This is a genomic window from Pseudomonas sp. CH235, assembly GCF_004368175.1.
GTDB lineage: Bacteria > Pseudomonadota > Gammaproteobacteria > Pseudomonadales > Pseudomonadaceae > Aquipseudomonas > Aquipseudomonas paraglycinae.
In genome coordinates, this window is the sequence record NZ_RRZJ01000006.1 from 175,377 (window position 1) to 191,271 (window position 15,895).

A 15,895-nucleotide genomic window follows, 5' to 3' on the forward strand; every position below is an offset into this window, starting at 1 on the left:
AGTCACTCCATTGAATCCGTTTAGCCGCGTGCGGCAGCGATCTTGATCAGCTTGGCGTAGTAGAACCCGTCATGCCCGCCCTGCTGGGCCAGCAGTTGGCGACCATGGGGCTGCTTGATCCCGGCGGCGGTGGCCAGATCCAGCTCCCGTGCGCCCGGCGTACGCTCAAGGAACGCGGCGATCACTTCGGTGTTCTCGGTCGGCAAGGTCGAGCAGGTGGCGTACAGCAGGATGCCGCCCACTTCGAGGGTTTTCCACATCGCGTCGAGCAACTCGCCTTGCAGTTGCGCGAGGGCGGCAATGTCGTCGGCCTGACGGGTCAGCTTGATGTCCGGATGGCGGCGGATCACGCCGGTGGCCGAGCACGGCGCGTCGAGCAGGATGCGCTGGAACGGTTTGCCGTCCCACCAGGCTGCCGTGTCGCGACCGTCGGCGGCGATCAGTTCGGCGTTCAGACCGAGGCGTTCGAGGTTTTCCTTCACTCGCACCAGACGCTTGGCTTCCAGATCCACCGCCACCACGCCGGCCAGTGCCGGTTCGGCTTCGAGGATGTGGCAGGTCTTGCCGCCAGGCGCGCAGCAGGCGTCCAGCACTCGCTGGCCCGGCGCGAGGTCGAGCAGGTCGGCGGCCAGCTGCGCGGCCTCGTCCTGCACGCTGATCCAGCCTTCGGCGAAGCCAGGCAGGCTGCGCACGTCGGCAGCGGCCTCCAGCACGATGCCGTCGCGGCTGAAGGTGCACGGCTGCGCGGCGATACCCGCTTCAGTCAGCAGACCAAGGTAGGCGTCACGGCTGTGATGACGGCGGTTGACCCGCAGGATCATCGGCGGATGCGCGTTGTTGGCCTCGCAAATCGCTTCCCATTGCTCAGGCCAGAAGGCCTTGAGGGATTTTTGCAGCCAGCGCGGGTGGGCGGTACGCACCACCGGATCGCGCTCCAGTTCGGCGAAGATCGCCTCATGTTCGCGCTGGGCATTGCGCAGTACGGCATTGAGCAGACCTTTGGCCCACGGCTTTTTCAGCTTGTCGGCGCAACCGACGGTTTCGCCGATGGCGGCGTGTGGCGGGACGCGGGTGTAGAGCAGTTGATAGAGACCGACCAGCAACAAAGCCTCGACATCGGCGTCCGCTGCCTTGAACGGTTTCTGCAGCAGTTTTTCCGCCAGCGCCGACAAGCGTGGCTGCCAACGGGCGGTGCCGAACGCCAGGTCCTGGGTGAAACCGCGATCGCGATCCTCGACCTTGTCCAGTTGCGTCGGCAGGGAGCTGTTGAGCGAAGCCTTGCCGCTGAGGACAGCAGCGAGTGCCTTGGCGGCGGCCAGACGCGGGTTCATTGCGCATCCACCGCTGTACCCAGCACGGTGCCGGTGGCGAATTTCTCACGACGGCTGTTGAACAGATCGCTGAAGTTCAGCGCCTTGCCGCCGGGCAATTGCAGGCGGGTCAGACACAGCGCCTGTTCGCCACAGGCGACGAGCAGACCGTCCTTGCTGGCGCCGAGAATCGTGCCCGGTGCGCCTTTGCCTTCGGCCAGGGTCGCCGCCAGCACTTTCAGCGCTTCGCCGTTGAGCGTGCTGTGGGTGATCGGCCATGGATTGAAGGCGCGGACCAGACGCTCCAGCTCAACGGCCGGGCGGCTCCAGTCGATGCGCGCTTCGTCCTTGTTCAGTTTGTGCGCGTAGGTGGCGAGCTCGTCGTTCTGCACTTCGCCTTCCAGGGTGCCGGCGGCCAGACCGGAAATCGCTTGTACGACGGCTGGCGGGCCCATCTCGGCGAGGCGGTCGTGAAGGCTGCCGCCAGTGTCTTCGGCGCTGATCGGTGTCACGACTTTGAGCAGCATCGGCCCGGTATCGAGGCCGGCTTCCATGCGCATCACGGTCACGCCGCTCTCGGCATCGCCCGCTTCCACGGCGCGCTGGATCGGCGCCGCACCGCGCCAGCGTGGCAGCAGCGAGGCGTGACTGTTGATGCAGCCCAGACGCGGAATATCCAGCACCGCTTGCGGCAGGATCAGGCCGTAGGCCACCACCACCATCAAATCCGGTTTCAGCGCAGCGAGCTCGGCCTGAGCGTCAGCGTTGCGCAGGGTCGGCGGCTGCAACACCTGGATATTGTTTTCCAGGGCGAGCTGTTTGACCGGGCTCGGCATCAGTTTTTGCCCACGACCGGCCGGGCGATCCGGTTGGGTGTAGACCGCAACGATCTCGTAAGGGCTGTCCAGCAGGGCCTTGAGGTGTTCGGCGGCGAATTCCGGGGTGCCGGCAAAAACGATGCGCAGTGGCTCAGTCATGGGGGAGTCTCATAAAAAGAAAAAGGCTTGCCGCAGCAAGCCTTTGGAGAGGGGCATCAAGCGTTCTGGCGGTGCTGCTTTTCCAGTTTCTTCTTGATCCGGTCGCGTTTGAGCGTGGACAGGTAATCGACGAACAACTTGCCGTTGAGGTGGTCGCATTCGTGCTGGATGCACACGGCGAGCAGGCCTTCGGCGATCAGTTCGTAAGGCTTGCCGTCGCGGTCCAGAGCCTTGATCTTGACCTTCTGCGGGCGGTCGACGTTTTCGTAGAAACCCGGCACCGAGAGGCAGCCTTCCTGGTATTGCTCCATTTCTTCGGTCAGCGATTCGAACTCGGGGTTGATGAACACCCGCGGTTCGGTGCGGTCTTCGGAAAGGTCCATCACGACGATACGTTTGTGCACGTTGACCTGGGTCGCGGCAAGGCCGATGCCCGGCGCTTCATACATTGTTTCAAACATGTCATCGACCAGCTGACGCACTTCGTCGTCCACTACAGCCACAGGTTTGGCGATAGTGCGCAGACGCGGGTCCGGAAATTCGAGGATGTTCAAAATGGCCATAAGCTTGATTGCTGCACGTGTGAGGTAAAGTCGGGCGATGGCCTGGCGGGTCCGAAGATGCAGGCTACCGTTGTGAAACGTAGCTCCTTGATTTTCAGCATAGAGCAGGGAGCGAGCCACGGGGGCTCTGGCGTTTCACGCGAACGCACATAATAAAGGGATTCACCGCATGAGGAAATCACTACTCGCCTTGCTGTTTCTGGCCTCGGCCAGCGCCGCGCACGGGCAGGTGCAACTCAAGGAAGGTTTTCCACAGCAATACACGGTGGTTTCGGGGGATACGCTCTGGGACATCTCCGGTAAATATTTGCGCGAACCCTGGCAGTGGCCGCAGCTGTGGCGGGCCAATCCGCAGATCGAAAACCCCAACCTGATCTATCCGGGCGACACGCTGACGCTCAGTTACGTCAACGGTCAGCCGCGCCTGACCGTCAATCGCGGCGAGTCGCGCGGCACCATCAAGCTGTCGCCGCGCATCCGTATCAGTCCGGTAGCGGAGGCGATTCCGAGCATTCCTCTCAAATCCATCAACAGCTTTCTGCTGAGCAACCGCATCGTCGACAAGGTCGAGGACTTCGACAAGGCGCCGTACATCGTCGCCGGCGATGCCGAACGGGTGCTCAGCGGCACCGGTGACCGGATCTTCGCCCGTGGCCATTTCGATCCTAACCAGCCGGTCTACGGCATCTTCCGCCAGGGCAAGGTCTACACCGATCCGCAGAGCAAGGAGTTTCTGGGGATCAACGCCGACGACATCGGCGGCGGTGAGATCGTCGCTACCGAAGGCGACGTCGCCACCCTAGCTCTGCAACGCACGACCCAGGAAGTGCGCCTCGGCGACCGCTTGTTCAGCGGCGAAGAGCGTTCGATCAACTCGACCTTCATGCCTAGCGCTCCCACCACCGACATCAACGGCCTGATCATCGATGTGCCGCGCGGCGTCACGCAGATCGGTGCGATGGACGTGGTGACCCTGAACAAGGGCAAACGCGACGGCCTGGCCGAGGGCAACGTGCTGGTGGTGATGAAAACCGGCGAAACCGTGCGTGACCGGATCACCGGTCAACCGCTGAAAATACCGGATGAACGCGCTGGCTTGCTGATGGTGTTCCGCACCTACGACAAACTCAGTTACGGCCTCGTGCTGAACGCATCGCGCTCGCTCGCGGTGCTGGACAAGGTGCGAAATCCTTAGCTGGCTTCACAAGTTACCAACAGAGTTATCCACAGCTTGTTCCGAAAGGTTCGGGCCTTATAACGATCAAGGATGATCCATGATGATGCCTGTCTCTCCGTCGGTTTCCCCGGCGGAACTGGAAGCGCGCCTGCGCGTGCACCGCTTGCCGGAAATCGGTCCCAAGCGTTTCACCAAACTGCTCGAAGCCTTCGGCTGCGCCTCGAAGGCAATCAGCGCTCCCGCCAGCGCCTGGCGATCTCTGGGTTTGCCAGCGGCCTGCGCCGAGGCCAGACGCTGCCCTGAAGTTCGCGACGGCGCCAGCCACGCATTGCGCTGGCTAGAGCGTCCGGATCAACATTTGTTGATGTGGGATCACCCGGATTACCCGGCCTTGTTGGGGCAGATTCCCGATCCACCGCCTCTGCTGTTTGTCGCTGGCGACCCACGGATTCTGGAAAAACCGCAACTGGCGATGGTCGGCAGTCGCCGCGCTTCCCGCCCGGGCATGGACACTGCTGCTGCATTTTCCCGCAGCCTCGCGGGGGCCGGATTCGTCATCACCAGCGGCCTGGCGCTGGGCATCGATGCGGCGGCGCATCAAGCCGCTGTCGACGTCGGCGGGCAAACCGTCGGGGTGCTCGGTACCGGTTTGGAAAACTTTTATCCACAGCGCAACCGACGGCTGGCGGACGCGATGATTGCGTCTGGCAGTGCGGTGCTTTCGGAGTTTCCTCTGGACACCGGGCCGACGGCGAGCAACTTCCCCAGGCGCAACCGGATCATCAGCGGTTTGTCCCTTGGCGTGCTGGTTGTCGAGGCCAGCGTTGCGAGCGGTTCGTTGATCACTGCGCGGCTGGCGGCGGAACAGGGTCGCGAGGTTTACGCCATTCCGGGTTCGATTCATCACCCCGGCGCCCGGGGTTGTCATCAGTTGATCCGTGACGGAGCCGTGCTGGTGGAAACTATCGAGCACATTCTCGAAGCGCTGCGCGGCTGGCAGCACCTGCCGGTATCCACAGCTGCAGCGAATCCGGAGAACCCATTGTTGAGCCTGCTGCTCGCGGCGCCGCACACCAGCGAGGGGCTGGCCGACAGCAGTGGCTGGGCGCTGCCCAAAGTGCTGGCGGCGCTGACCGAACTGGAGATGGATGGCCGCGCGGTGTGCGAAAACGGCCGCTGGTTTGCGCGCGTGAGCTAGGTTTTACATTGAAGATCGGTAAACTGCGCGAAACCTGTTTGCGGAGAGTTTTTCATGGTCAACAGTTGGCGTGTGCAACAAGCCGCACGAGAGATTCGCGCCGGGGCGGTGATTGCCTATCCAACCGAAGCCGTCTGGGGGCTGGGGTGCGATCCTTGGAATGAAGAAGCGGTGGATCGCCTGTTGGCGATCAAGAACCGTTCGGTGGACAAGGGCTTGATCCTGGTCGCCGACAATATTCGTCAGTTCGATTTTCTGTTCGAGGATTTCCCCCAGGACTGGATCGACCGCATGGCCAGCACCTGGCCGGGCCCGAACACCTGGCTGGTGCCGCATCAGAACCTGTTGCCGGAGTGGGTGACCGGGGTGCATGACACCGTGGCGCTGCGGGTCAGCGATCATCCGCAGGTGCGGGATCTGTGCTCGCTGGTCGGGCCGTTGATTTCGACGTCGGCCAATCCACAGGGGCGACCGGCGGCGAAGAGTCGCTTGCGGGTCGAGCAATATTTCCGAGGTCAGGTCGATCTGGTGCTCGGCGGAGCGCTTGGCGGTCGCAAGAACCCGAGCCTGATTCGGGATCTGGCCACCGGCAATATCGTGCGCCCGGCCTGATACCACCCTTGGTTGATTTCGTGAGTACTCCTCGGCTTTCATGGCGAGGAGTACTACGCGTGCCTGCGATTTTTCCTTCATTTATCTGAAGTTATAGCCCCGCGTTTTGTTTGAATTTTTCCTTTCTACGTCAGATGAATCTTTAAGTATTCAATTGTTGTAATTTTTCCGACGTTATTCTCAGAAGCCACACAGTGGCGATTTTTCTAAAACCATTCATTATTTCAATGCGCTCAGAAAACTTCGAAAAGTTAACGGCTGCGGAGAAGAAATGGATATCAGGGATTCGCAATTAACGGATTATCTGCAGGAGATTCAGGCGACCTTTAAAAGGCGTCATGAAAACTATCGCATCGTTATTCTTGAAGCAGGATCAGACACACGAGAGTTTGAACGGTTTGTTTCCCGTCATTTTCGATTGCGATTGCAACACTACATGTTGACACCCAGAGCCAGGTCACTTGAAACACGCCTGGCGATTATTTCGCGCAGTACCCACTTTCTGTTGTATCAGCACGACAGGCCCACGGCCGTATTGAGAGTGACCCCTGCGCCGTTCGAATGGGCCTCACTGGCGCAGCAGCAACTGTCTCCCGCCACGACGCTGTCGCGCCATGTCGAGTTCAGTCGCTTGATCAGTCACTCGCAAACTCAGTTCCCCATGTCGATCAACGGTCTGCTGGCCGCTGCCACGGAATGGGCGGTCACGCGGGGTTATGAGGGCGTTACCGCGCTGTGCCGATCACCGCAGCGGCGACTGTTCCAGCGCTTCGGCCTGACGCCCATCACCACCGACGCCCTTCGCATCGAACAGCGCCAACGCGGCGATTACTGGCTGCTCTCGGCTCAATGGCAGCAAATCCTCACAGCACTTCAACAGTCCGCCCACCTGCTCGCCAACCCATTGGAGACCCCCGTTGATGAATACGCCTCTCAGTTTTGAACAACAATTAAGCCTGCTCGATGAGCGAATCGAAAAATCATGGGCCGATATTCTGGAAAGTTCGCGGCTGGTGAATGCCATTCGCGAAGGCAGCGTTTCAAAAGCCTTGTATGCGATCTACATGATCCAGACTTTTCACTACACGGCGCACAATGCGCGAAATCAAGGACTGGTGGGTGTTAGACATGCGGATAATCCGGTGTATGCCAAGTTCTGCTTTGAACATGCGGCACAGGAAGTCGGTCATGAAAAAATGGCTCTGCATGATGTCATGAGTCTAGGTTTGAAGAATGAAATTTTCGATATTCCGCCAGCACTTCCGGCCACCGATGTGCTGATCGCTTATTTATATTGGATTTCCTTTACCGGTAACCCGTTACAACGGCTTGGTTATAGTTATTGGGCAGAAAATGCCTATCAGTTCATCACTCCGCTCATTAATAGCCTGAGTGAAACGCTGGCGCTCAAACCCGCGCAACTGACTTTCTTCATTGCGCATTCCGACATTGATATCGAGCACTTCAATGAAATCAAACTCATGCTGCAGCGCACCTGCAAGCGTCAGGAAGACTGGGATGCGATTAGCACTGTCATGGAAACCAGTCTGCGTCTGACCGGCAACATGCTCGAGGCGGTTTATGAGCAGTTCGAGGCCTGGCAAAACGGGCTGGCGCCCCGTTATGACTTCCTCCATGCGCTGGACAACCAATGACAGCCTCACACCCATGTTCAGATCAGAAGGCTGGGGGCAGACATGGCTGATTATTTCGACCGGCTCAACTACACGCTCGGCGATGAGGACACCGCGCTTGAGTACGCGATCCTGCCCAGACATGCCGGGCACGTGCTGGGTATCGCCGGATGCGGCGGCCGGCTCTTGCCGTTATTGGCCGCCGCCCCGGCACGCATGACCTGTACCGATATCAGCGCGCCGCAACTGGCGTTTACCCGATTGCGTTTTGCCCTGCTGGAACAGACTGATCACGAGTCGTTCATGGCGTTCATGGGCTATCGAATGGAAAGTATGAGGGCGCGACGCCGCTCCATCTTCCAGCAACTGGTTTTACCGCCGGCGGATCGTCGCTGGCTGTCCGTGTTTTTTCAGTCCCGACGTTGGGAAGCGCCGATCTACATGGGCGCATTCGAGCAGACCCTGAAGCGCTTGGCGAAGATCACCGGACTGTTCATCGGCAAGGCCGGCCGGGGCATTTTTCAGTTCAGCCAGCTCGAGGAGCAAACGGAGTATTACCGAAACCGCTTTCCCCTCAAGCGCTGGAAAGCCGTGATCGCTTTGCTGGGAAACGCAGCAGTCCTCAATTCGCTGCTGTACAAGGGCGCGTTTCCACCCAACAACCTGGGGATCAGTTCCCGCGCGGCGTATCTGGAAATTTTCCATACGTTGTTCACCACTCAGGTGGTCCGCGAGAGCTTTTTCCTGCAAATGCTGTTCTTCGGTGAGCTGCGTTATCCACAAGGCTTTCCGCTGGAGTGCGATCCGCAGATTTTCCAGCGGGCCCGCGAGGGGCTTCAGCAGTGCGAGTTACGCGTGGTGCAGACCGACATCCTTGACTGTGTTGCCGGGGAAACAGCCATCGATTTCGTATCGCTGTCGGACGTGCCTTCCTTTATGCCCGAAGCGGCCGGCAAGAACGTTTTGCAGCGCCTGGCACCGGCCCTGTCGGAAAATGCACAGGTGGTCATGCGCGGGCATTTGCATGTGGTGCGACCCGATTGGGCAGGTTTCTGCGATATCACCCAGCAGTACCAGGCAGACATTGCGCGAGAAAAAACCCAGCTCTGGCATGTCCAGATCTATCGCCGCACACCCTCTTTGCAGGTATCCCGATGAACACTTTTCAACCGACCGTCAATTGGGTCAAAAACCGTGTCCGGCAAGCGCGTGACGATCAGCAACAGCTATTCGATGCCGGGCTCAATGGTCTGAAACTGGCTAAACGTGAAGGCAAAGAGATCGAGCTCGACAGCGGTGAACGGCTGACCGAGTTTCTCTCGTGTTCTTATCTGGGGCTGGAGTGTGATCCTCGCTTGATTCAGGAGGCGATGCACTCCGTCGAGTCCTTCGGCGTGCAGTTCGCCGCCGCACGAACCCGGGCGCTGTTGCCACCCATGCGTGAGCTGGATGAACTGCTGAACCGGATATTTCAGGGGCATTCGGTCACCTTCAACTCGGTGGGCAGTGCGCACCTTGGCTGTCTGCCGCTGCTCGGCTCCGGCGAGATGCCCTCATATTCCATGCGTCGTGGCCCCTGCTGGATTGTCGACCGTTCCGCTCATGCTTCGATGCAAGTGCTGCAAGGCATTCTCTGGCAATTCGGGCCGATACAGCGCCGCGATTGCAGCGATGTAGAGCAGGTGGAGGAAGCGTGCTCAACGGCGGTCGCGGCGGGTAATACGCCCATTATCCTGACCGACAGCATTGGCTCGATGCGCGGTGTTTACCCGATCAACCGGCTGCTGCAACTGGCGGAGCGTTTCGACGGTTATCTCTATGCGGATGACGCCCACGGCACCTCGATCCATGGCGTGGCTGGAGGTGGTTACGCACTGGACGCGGCGGATGAACGACAACGCGGCCGGCTGATCCTGGTGTCGTCGCTGTCGAAGGCGTTCGGTGCAACCGGTGGGGCAATCACTGTGCGCACCGAAGCGGATGCCGAAATGATCCGGCGTCATGCGTCGACCTACACGTTTGGCGGACCATTGTCAGTTGGCGGGGTGGGCGCGGCAGTTGCTTCGGGGAAAATTCATTTGTCGCCGGAATTGGGTCAGTTGCAGGTGGCGCTGTGGAGAAATATCGCCACGATCGACCGTTTGCTGGGGCCAATGCTGGGCAATCATCACGTCGCATCCCCCATTCGTTTCGTCCGCGTCGGCGCCGAGAAAGATGCGATCAGCCTGGCGCAGCATTTGCGCCGGCAGGGTATGGCGGTCACCACCGCGCTGTTTCCGGTGGTGGCCAAGGGCGAGGCGATTCTGCGTCTGGCCATCAGCGCGAGTCACAGTCAGCGCCAGCTGGAATGTCTGGCGAACGCCGTCCGTAGCGGATTCGATGAGCTGGGCATTCGTCAGGGAGGGCGCGGCCATGAGCAATGAACTCGTCACGGATGTATCGGCCGAGGCTCTAACACACAAATTGGCTTACGCACGCTCACTGCCATGGTTTCGTGCGCTGTATCCGAGAATCCTGGAAGTACAGGGATTGGCAGATCTGCATCGACTGCCGGTTCTGGCGGTGGAAGACGAGTCCGGCGGCGGGCTGTTTTCCGCGCTCGGTGAAGCTTCACATCGAGCACTGGGTGGCGGGCTGACCCTGACCTCGGGAGGCAGCACCGGCAATCGCAAACAGATCACCCATTCCTGGGCGTTCAACGCTGCAATCGTACCCTTGGGGGCACGGATGTTCGGCGAGACGGACGAACGCCCTGAGGTGGTCATCAACTGCCTGACGGCCGGGGAAATGCAGGGCGCCTTTCAATACGCGTCGGCCATCGTCCAGCACATTGGCGCACGCCTGCTGCCTGCCGGTTCACAGATGGGCGTGCAGCGCGTTGCCGAGCTGATTCAGGCACACAAGGTGGATACGTTGATATGCACACCCTCCTTCGCCGCCGCGTTGTTCAATCATGAAACAGTCGGCGCTGTGCAATTGTGCAGCCTGAAGTGGCTTTACTACATTGGAGAATCCTGCAGTAAAACGCTGCAGGACCAGTTGGCCCGGGATTGGCCGACGCTGAAGATCCGCTCGCTGGGTTACAGCTCGACTGAGACCGGTCCCATCGGTTTTCAGTGTGCCCATCTGGACCACGGTTCTTATCACCTGCATGCCGATGCCATGTTGCTCGAAGTGGTTGATCCGCTGACCCTGCAAGCTGTGGCTGAAGAAAAAACCGGTGAGTTTTTACTGACGCCGCTGCTGCCCGATCATGTGCCGTTGCTGCGCTACCGGATCGGGGATCGTGGGCGAATCCTGCGCACAGTGACGAAGTGTGCCTGTGGCAGTCCCATGCCGGTGCTGGCGCTTGAGGGGCGGGTCGAGACATCGATCAAACTGGGTGGCGCGCTCATCACCCAGTCACAGGTATTGCACGTACTCCGGCAGCTTTTGCCGCAGTTGCAGGCCACCGATGTCCAGGTGCAGATTGATCGACGGCCCGAGGGGGCACGCATGCGTCTGGTCCTCGCCGAAGACTCACTGACAGCCGACACACGAAGCGTCATTGAAGATGCGTTGCAGGTTGAAGGACAAGCCAGCGCACTGTTCAGGTTGCCCGGTGTGCTGGGGCTGGAGGTGAAGCGTCTTGCTCGTCAGGAGTTCGAAACCACCCTGGCCGGCAAGACGCCGTTTTTTGTGACGTCTGAACAGACCCCGGCACCGTCATGAAGATGGGACGAGGTCATCGGTGGTCAGGGCAGCAGGACAGTCGAGCCCGTGGTGCGCCGCGCCGACAGTTCGGTCTGGGCTTTCGCCGCGTCAGCCAGTGGATAGCGCTGGCTGATATCCACTTTCAGCTTGTCGCTGGTGATCATCCCGAACAGCTCGTCGGCCATGCGCTGCAGGTTTTCGGCGTTGTTGGCGTAGGTCGCCAGAGTTGGCCGGGTGACGTACAGCGAGCCTTTCGCCGCCAGAATCCCCAGATTCACGCCGTCAACCGCGCCCGACGCATTGCCGAAGCTCACCAGCAGGCCACGGGGCGCCACGCTGTCCAGCGAAGCCGGCCAGGTGTCCTTGCCGACGCCGTCGTAGACCACCGGGACTTTTTTCCCGTCGGTCAATTCCAACACGCGCTGGGCGACGTTTTCGTGGCTGTAGTCGATGGTTTCCCAGGCGCCATGGGCCTTGGCGAGATCGGCTTTGGCTTTCGAGCTGACGGTGCCGATCAGCTTCACGCCCAGGGCTCTGGCCCATTGGCAGGCGAGCAAACCGACGCCCCCGGCCGCTGCGTGGAACAGAATGGTTTCACCACCCTTGAGTTCGTAGGTCTGGCGCAGCAGGTACTGCACGGTCAGGCCCTTGAGCATCACGCCGGCGGCGGTTTCGAAGCTGATGGCGTCCGGCAGGTGCACCAGATTCGCTTCCGGCAAGACGTGGACGTCGCTGTACGCGCCCAACGGGCCGCTGCCGTACGCCACACGGTCACCGACCTTGAACCGGGTGACCTCGCTGCCCACGGCCTCGACGATACCGGCGCCTTCCGCACCCACACCCGACGGCAAGGTCGGTGGCGAGTAAAGACCGCTGCGGTAGTAGGTGTCGATGAAGTTCAGGCCGATGGCCTTGTTGCTCACGCGAACCTGCTGCGGACCGGGTTCGGCGGGTTGATAGTCAACGTACTCGAGCACTTCGGGGCCGCCGTGGGCGCGGAACTGGATTCGCTTGGCCATCTGCCTACTCCTTGGGTCATTTGGGAAGGTCCCTATCGAACGCTCATGCTTGATCTTCGTCAACTGCGGCGTGCCGGTTTGCGATGGTATGCTACGCGCCCATTTGCGCGGGGCGCCGCGCAGTTCCGCCCGATCCAAGGTGAAGCCATGACGACCCGCACCGATGCCGTAAAGGCCTATCTGCTCGACCTGCAAGACCGCATCTGCGCCGCGCTGGAAATTGAAGACGGCGGCACGCGCTTCGTCGAAGACGCCTGGACCCGTCCGGCCGGCGGTGGCGGTCGGACCCGGGTGATCGAGAACGGCACGGTGATCGAAAAGGGCGGCGTCAACTTTTCCCACGTCTTCGGCAGTGGCCTGCCACCGTCTGCCAGCGCCCATCGGCCGGAACTGGCCGGGCGTGGTTTCGAAGCCCTTGGCGTGTCGCTGGTGATCCATCCGCACAACCCGCATGTGCCGACGTCCCACGCCAACGTACGTTTTTTCATCGCCGAGAAGGAAGGTGAAGAACCGGTCTGGTGGTTCGGCGGTGGCTTCGACCTGACCCCGTACTACGGCAACGAAGAAGACTGCATCCACTGGCACCGCGTCGCCGAACAGGCCTGCGCGCCGTTCGGCCCGGACGTCTACCCGCGCTACAAGGCCTGGTGCGACACCTACTTCCACATCAAGCATCGCCACGAGCCGCGCGGCATCGGTGGCCTGTTCTTCGATGACCTGAACGAGTGGGACTTCGACACCAGTTTCGCCTTCATGCGCGCCATCGGCGATGCGTACATCGACGCTTATCTGCCGATCGTGCAGCGACGCAAGAACGATGCGTTCACCGCCAAGCAGCGCGAGTTCCAGGAATTCCGTCGCGGCCGTTATGTCGAGTTCAACCTGGTTTACGACCGTGGCACCCTGTTCGGCCTGCAATCGGGCGGGCGCACCGAGTCGATCCTGATGTCGCTGCCGCCGCAAGTGCGCTGGGCCTACGACTGGAAAGCCGAGCCGGGCAGCGAAGAAGCGCGCCTGACCGAGTACTTCCTGCAAGATCGCGACTGGCTGGCCCAGGCCTGAGGATTTCCGATGGATCGTTACGTCGTTTTCGGTAACCCGATCGGCCACAGCAAGTCGCCGATGATTCACAAACTGTTCGCCGAACAAACCGGGCAAAGCCTCGACTACAGCACCCTGCTGGCGCCGCTCGACGATTTTTCCGGCTGCGCAACGGCGTTTTTCCAGGAAGGTCGCGGCGCCAACGTGACCGTACCGTTCAAGGAAGATGCTTATCGCCTGGCCAACAGCCTGACCGCCCGCGCCGAACGCGCGGGTGCGGTGAACACCCTGAGCAAACTGGCCGACGGCAGCCTGCTCGGCGATAACACCGACGGCGCCGGTCTGGTGCGGGATCTGACGGTCAACGCCGGGTTCAGCCTCACCGGCAAACGCATTCTGCTGCTCGGCGCCGGTGGCGCAGTGCGCGGTGCGCTGGAGCCGTTGCTGGCGGAGAAACCGGCCTCGGTGATCATCGCCAACCGCACGGTGGACAAGGCCGAGCTGCTGGCCGAACTGTTCTGTGATTTGGGACCGGTGTCGGCCAGTGGTTACGACTGGTTGCGCGAGCCGGTGGACGTGATCATCAACGCCACCTCCGCCAGCCTCACCGGCGACGTGCCGCCGATTGCCCCAAGCCTGATCGAGCCCGGCAAGACGCTGTGCTACGACATGATGTACGGCAAGGAACCGACCGCGTTCTGCCGCTGGGCCTGCGAGCATGGCGCAGGCGTGGTGATGGACGGCTTGGGCATGCTGGCCGAACAGGCTGCCGAAGCGTTCTTCCTGTGGCGCGGTGTGCGTCCGGACACTGCGCCGGTTCTGGCGGAATTGCGTCGGCAGTTGGCGCTGTAAGGCGCCCTCAGTCCTCGAACCGGATCGGGCATTTCTCCGGCCCTTCGAGTTTGCGCAACTCCTCCACCACCTGCGGTCGCGCCTGACGCAAGGTCAGGCTGCGATCCTGGCGCAGAAGCCGCCGGGCTTCCTGATGGAGCATTTCCACGCCTGAATAGTCGATGAAGTTGATCTGCTGCGCCTCGATCACCACCCGCGCGCCATGCATCCGTTGCAGGCGTACTTGCAGGTAGTGGCTCGCGCCGAAAAAGATTGACCCGCCGACCCGCAACACATCGTCTTCACCATCGCGCCAATGCTGCACCCTCGGCTGCGAAGTGCGCTTGAGGTAGAAAAACAACGAGGCCAGCACGCCGGCATAGATCGCCGTCTGCAATTCCAGCAGCAACGTGGCGACGCAGGTCAGGCTCATCACCACAAATTCCGCCCGGCTGACCCGCAGCAACGCGCGAATGCCGCGATGATCCACCAGTCCCCAGGCGATCAGCAGAATGCTGCCGGCCATGGCCGGAATCGGAATGTGCGCGATCAGCCCGGCACCGAAGATCGCGAACAACGCCACCCACAACGCCGAAAACACCCCGGCCAGCGGCGAGCAGGCCCCGGCCTCATAACTCAGCCCGGAACGGGTGAACGAGCCGGCGGACAACGATCCCGAAAAGAACGCCCCCACAATGTTCGAAAGACCCTGGGCGCGGACTTCCTGGTTGGCGTCGAGCAGCTGTTGCGAGCGTGCGGAAATTGAACGGGCAATCGACAGGCTGGTGACCAGCCCGAGCATGCCCACCGCCACGGCGCTGGGCAGCAGGCGCAGGATCAGGTCCATATCCAGCGGCAATCCACTGAACGGCGGCAAGCGCCCGACAAACGCGCTGACCAGTTGAACATGGCCGAACATCGCCGGCCACAGCCACACCACCAGACTGCCGAGGACCAAGGTCATCAACAGCGTCGGCCAGCGCGGCAGCCATTGTTTGAGCAACGCACCGACCACCACCGTCGCCACACCAAGAACCAGCGACGGTTGATCCACCGCCCCGAGATGGCGCAGCAGATCCATCAGGCTGGCCAGCGCCGTGGCCTTGGCCGGCAGATCGAGCCCCAGCAGGTTCGGCAATTGACCGATGGCAATCACCACCGCAGCGCCTAGGGTGAAACCCAGCACTACGGAATGTGAGACGAAATTCACCAGCGCGCCGAAGCGCAACAGGCCGAGCAGCCACTGGAAAATCCCGGCAAGGAAGGTCAGCAGCAGGATCAGGGTGATGTAGTCCTGTGACGCAGGCACGGCCAACGGACTGACACTGGCGAACAGCACAATCGAAATCGCTGCCGTCGGCCCGCAGATCAGATGCCACGACGAGCCCCACAGGCAGGCGATCAACACCGGGACGATGGCGGCATAGAGCCCGTATTCCGCTGGGAGACCGGCGATCAGGGCGTAGGCAATCGACTGGGGCAACGCGAGAATCGCCCCGCTGAGGCCGACGACCAGATCCCGCCCGACGCTGGTGCGGGTCTGCCGGGGCAGCCAGGTCAGGAAGGGGAAAAGTGAGCGACGGCTGGGGAGGGCCATGGATCCTCTCGGTTTGGGATGGGTGGTGTGTGAAGGGTATCAGGGTGTCAATCAGGAACAGCCCCCTCACCCTAACCCTCTCCCGGAGGGAGAGGGAACTTACCGAGGTGTCTGTTCGAAATCCATCGACCTGAACGTCTTCAGTCGAACTCAGTTTCTGAAACCAACGACGGTCAGCTCCCTTTCCCCCTCGCCCCCCTTGGGGGGAGAGGGTTGGGGTGAGGGGGGAAAAGATCTAAAGCG

The 15,895-nt window shown here is 61.1% G+C and carries 15 protein-coding genes; 10 read left to right on the forward strand and 5 right to left on the reverse strand.

The annotated features are described in order from the left end of the window. Window positions 1-20: 20 nt before the first annotated feature. The 3 genes from rsmB to def are packed head-to-tail and all read right to left on the reverse strand — an operon-like array spanning window position 21 to window position 2,850. On the reverse strand, window positions 21-1,331 hold the full coding sequence (gene rsmB / locus EIY71_RS09285; RefSeq protein ID WP_134021487.1) for a 16S rRNA (cytosine(967)-C(5))-methyltransferase RsmB: 1,311 nt from the start codon (window positions 1,329-1,331) through the stop codon (window positions 21-23). Further along, window positions 1,328-2,287 (reverse strand): methionyl-tRNA formyltransferase, encoded by a 960-nt coding sequence (gene fmt, locus EIY71_RS09290; RefSeq protein WP_134021490.1) that lies wholly within the window; start codon window positions 2,285-2,287, stop codon window positions 1,328-1,330. Before fmt ends, rsmB begins: the two co-directional genes overlap by 4 nt. Before the next feature lie 56 nt (window positions 2,288-2,343). Then, window positions 2,344-2,850 (reverse strand): peptide deformylase, encoded by a 507-nt coding sequence (gene def / locus EIY71_RS09295; protein WP_064116564.1) that lies wholly within the window; start codon window positions 2,848-2,850, stop codon window positions 2,344-2,346. Window positions 2,851-3,019: 169 nt separating this feature from the next. On the opposite strand from def, the gene EIY71_RS09300 reads away from it, so the two are divergent. The 8 genes from EIY71_RS09300 (at window position 3,020) to EIY71_RS09335 (ending at window position 11,182) form a co-directional block, all read left to right on the forward strand. Next, window positions 3,020-4,045, forward strand: a complete 1,026-nt coding sequence (locus EIY71_RS09300) for a LysM peptidoglycan-binding domain-containing protein (RefSeq protein ID WP_134021493.1) — start codon at window positions 3,020-3,022, stop codon at window positions 4,043-4,045. 79 nt (window positions 4,046-4,124) lie between these two features. Next, window positions 4,125-5,225, forward strand: coding sequence for a DNA-processing protein DprA (dprA, locus tag EIY71_RS09305; RefSeq protein WP_134021496.1), 1,101 nt, complete (start codon window positions 4,125-4,127; stop codon window positions 5,223-5,225). Window positions 5,226-5,279: 54 nt separating this feature from the next. Then, window positions 5,280-5,837, forward strand: a complete 558-nt coding sequence (locus tag EIY71_RS09310) for an L-threonylcarbamoyladenylate synthase (RefSeq protein WP_007954101.1) — start codon at window positions 5,280-5,282, stop codon at window positions 5,835-5,837. 271 nt (window positions 5,838-6,108) lie between these two features. Then, window positions 6,109-6,780, forward strand: a complete 672-nt coding sequence (locus EIY71_RS09315; RefSeq protein ID WP_085748018.1) for a hypothetical protein — start codon at window positions 6,109-6,111, stop codon at window positions 6,778-6,780. Continuing rightward, entirely contained in the window at window positions 6,758-7,492 is a 735-nt protein-coding gene (locus tag EIY71_RS09320) for an iron-containing redox enzyme family protein (protein WP_134021499.1), read from the forward strand. The genes EIY71_RS09315 and EIY71_RS09320 overlap by 23 nt, the downstream gene beginning before the upstream one ends. A 42-nt stretch (window positions 7,493-7,534) precedes the next feature. Continuing rightward, complete coding sequence (locus tag EIY71_RS09325) at window positions 7,535-8,629, forward strand: DUF3419 family protein (RefSeq protein ID WP_134021502.1); 1,095 nt, start codon at window positions 7,535-7,537, stop codon at window positions 8,627-8,629. Further along, entirely contained in the window at window positions 8,626-9,894 is a 1,269-nt protein-coding gene (locus EIY71_RS09330; protein ID WP_134021505.1) for an aminotransferase class I/II-fold pyridoxal phosphate-dependent enzyme, read from the forward strand. Before EIY71_RS09325 ends, EIY71_RS09330 begins: the two co-directional genes overlap by 4 nt. Beyond that, window positions 9,884-11,182, forward strand: a complete 1,299-nt coding sequence (locus EIY71_RS09335) for a phenylacetate--CoA ligase family protein (RefSeq protein WP_129972476.1) — start codon at window positions 9,884-9,886, stop codon at window positions 11,180-11,182. The genes EIY71_RS09330 and EIY71_RS09335 overlap by 11 nt, the downstream gene beginning before the upstream one ends. Before the next feature lie 23 nt (window positions 11,183-11,205). On the opposite strand, the gene EIY71_RS09340 is transcribed toward EIY71_RS09335, so the two are convergent. Then, window positions 11,206-12,183: an NADPH:quinone reductase gene (locus EIY71_RS09340; protein ID WP_102687897.1), complete on the reverse strand. Its 978-nt coding sequence runs from the start codon at window positions 12,181-12,183 to the stop codon at window positions 11,206-11,208. 147 nt (window positions 12,184-12,330) lie between these two features. Between EIY71_RS09340 and hemF the strand changes: the two genes are divergently transcribed. Beyond that, a complete protein-coding gene (gene hemF, locus EIY71_RS09345; RefSeq protein WP_102687947.1) occupies window positions 12,331-13,245 on the forward strand; it encodes an oxygen-dependent coproporphyrinogen oxidase in 915 nt (304 codons plus the stop codon). Between the two features lie 9 nt (window positions 13,246-13,254). Further along, window positions 13,255-14,076 carry a shikimate dehydrogenase gene (gene aroE / locus EIY71_RS09350; protein WP_134021508.1) on the forward strand — a complete coding sequence of 274 codons (822 nt, stop codon included), beginning with the start codon at window positions 13,255-13,257 and terminating at the stop codon, window positions 14,074-14,076. 7 nt (window positions 14,077-14,083) lie between these two features. Here the strand turns inward: aroE and EIY71_RS09355 are convergent, their stop codons facing one another. Next, window positions 14,084-15,652, reverse strand: a complete 1,569-nt coding sequence (locus EIY71_RS09355; RefSeq protein WP_134021511.1) for a SulP family inorganic anion transporter — start codon at window positions 15,650-15,652, stop codon at window positions 14,084-14,086. Between the last annotated feature and the right edge of the window lie 243 nt (window positions 15,653-15,895).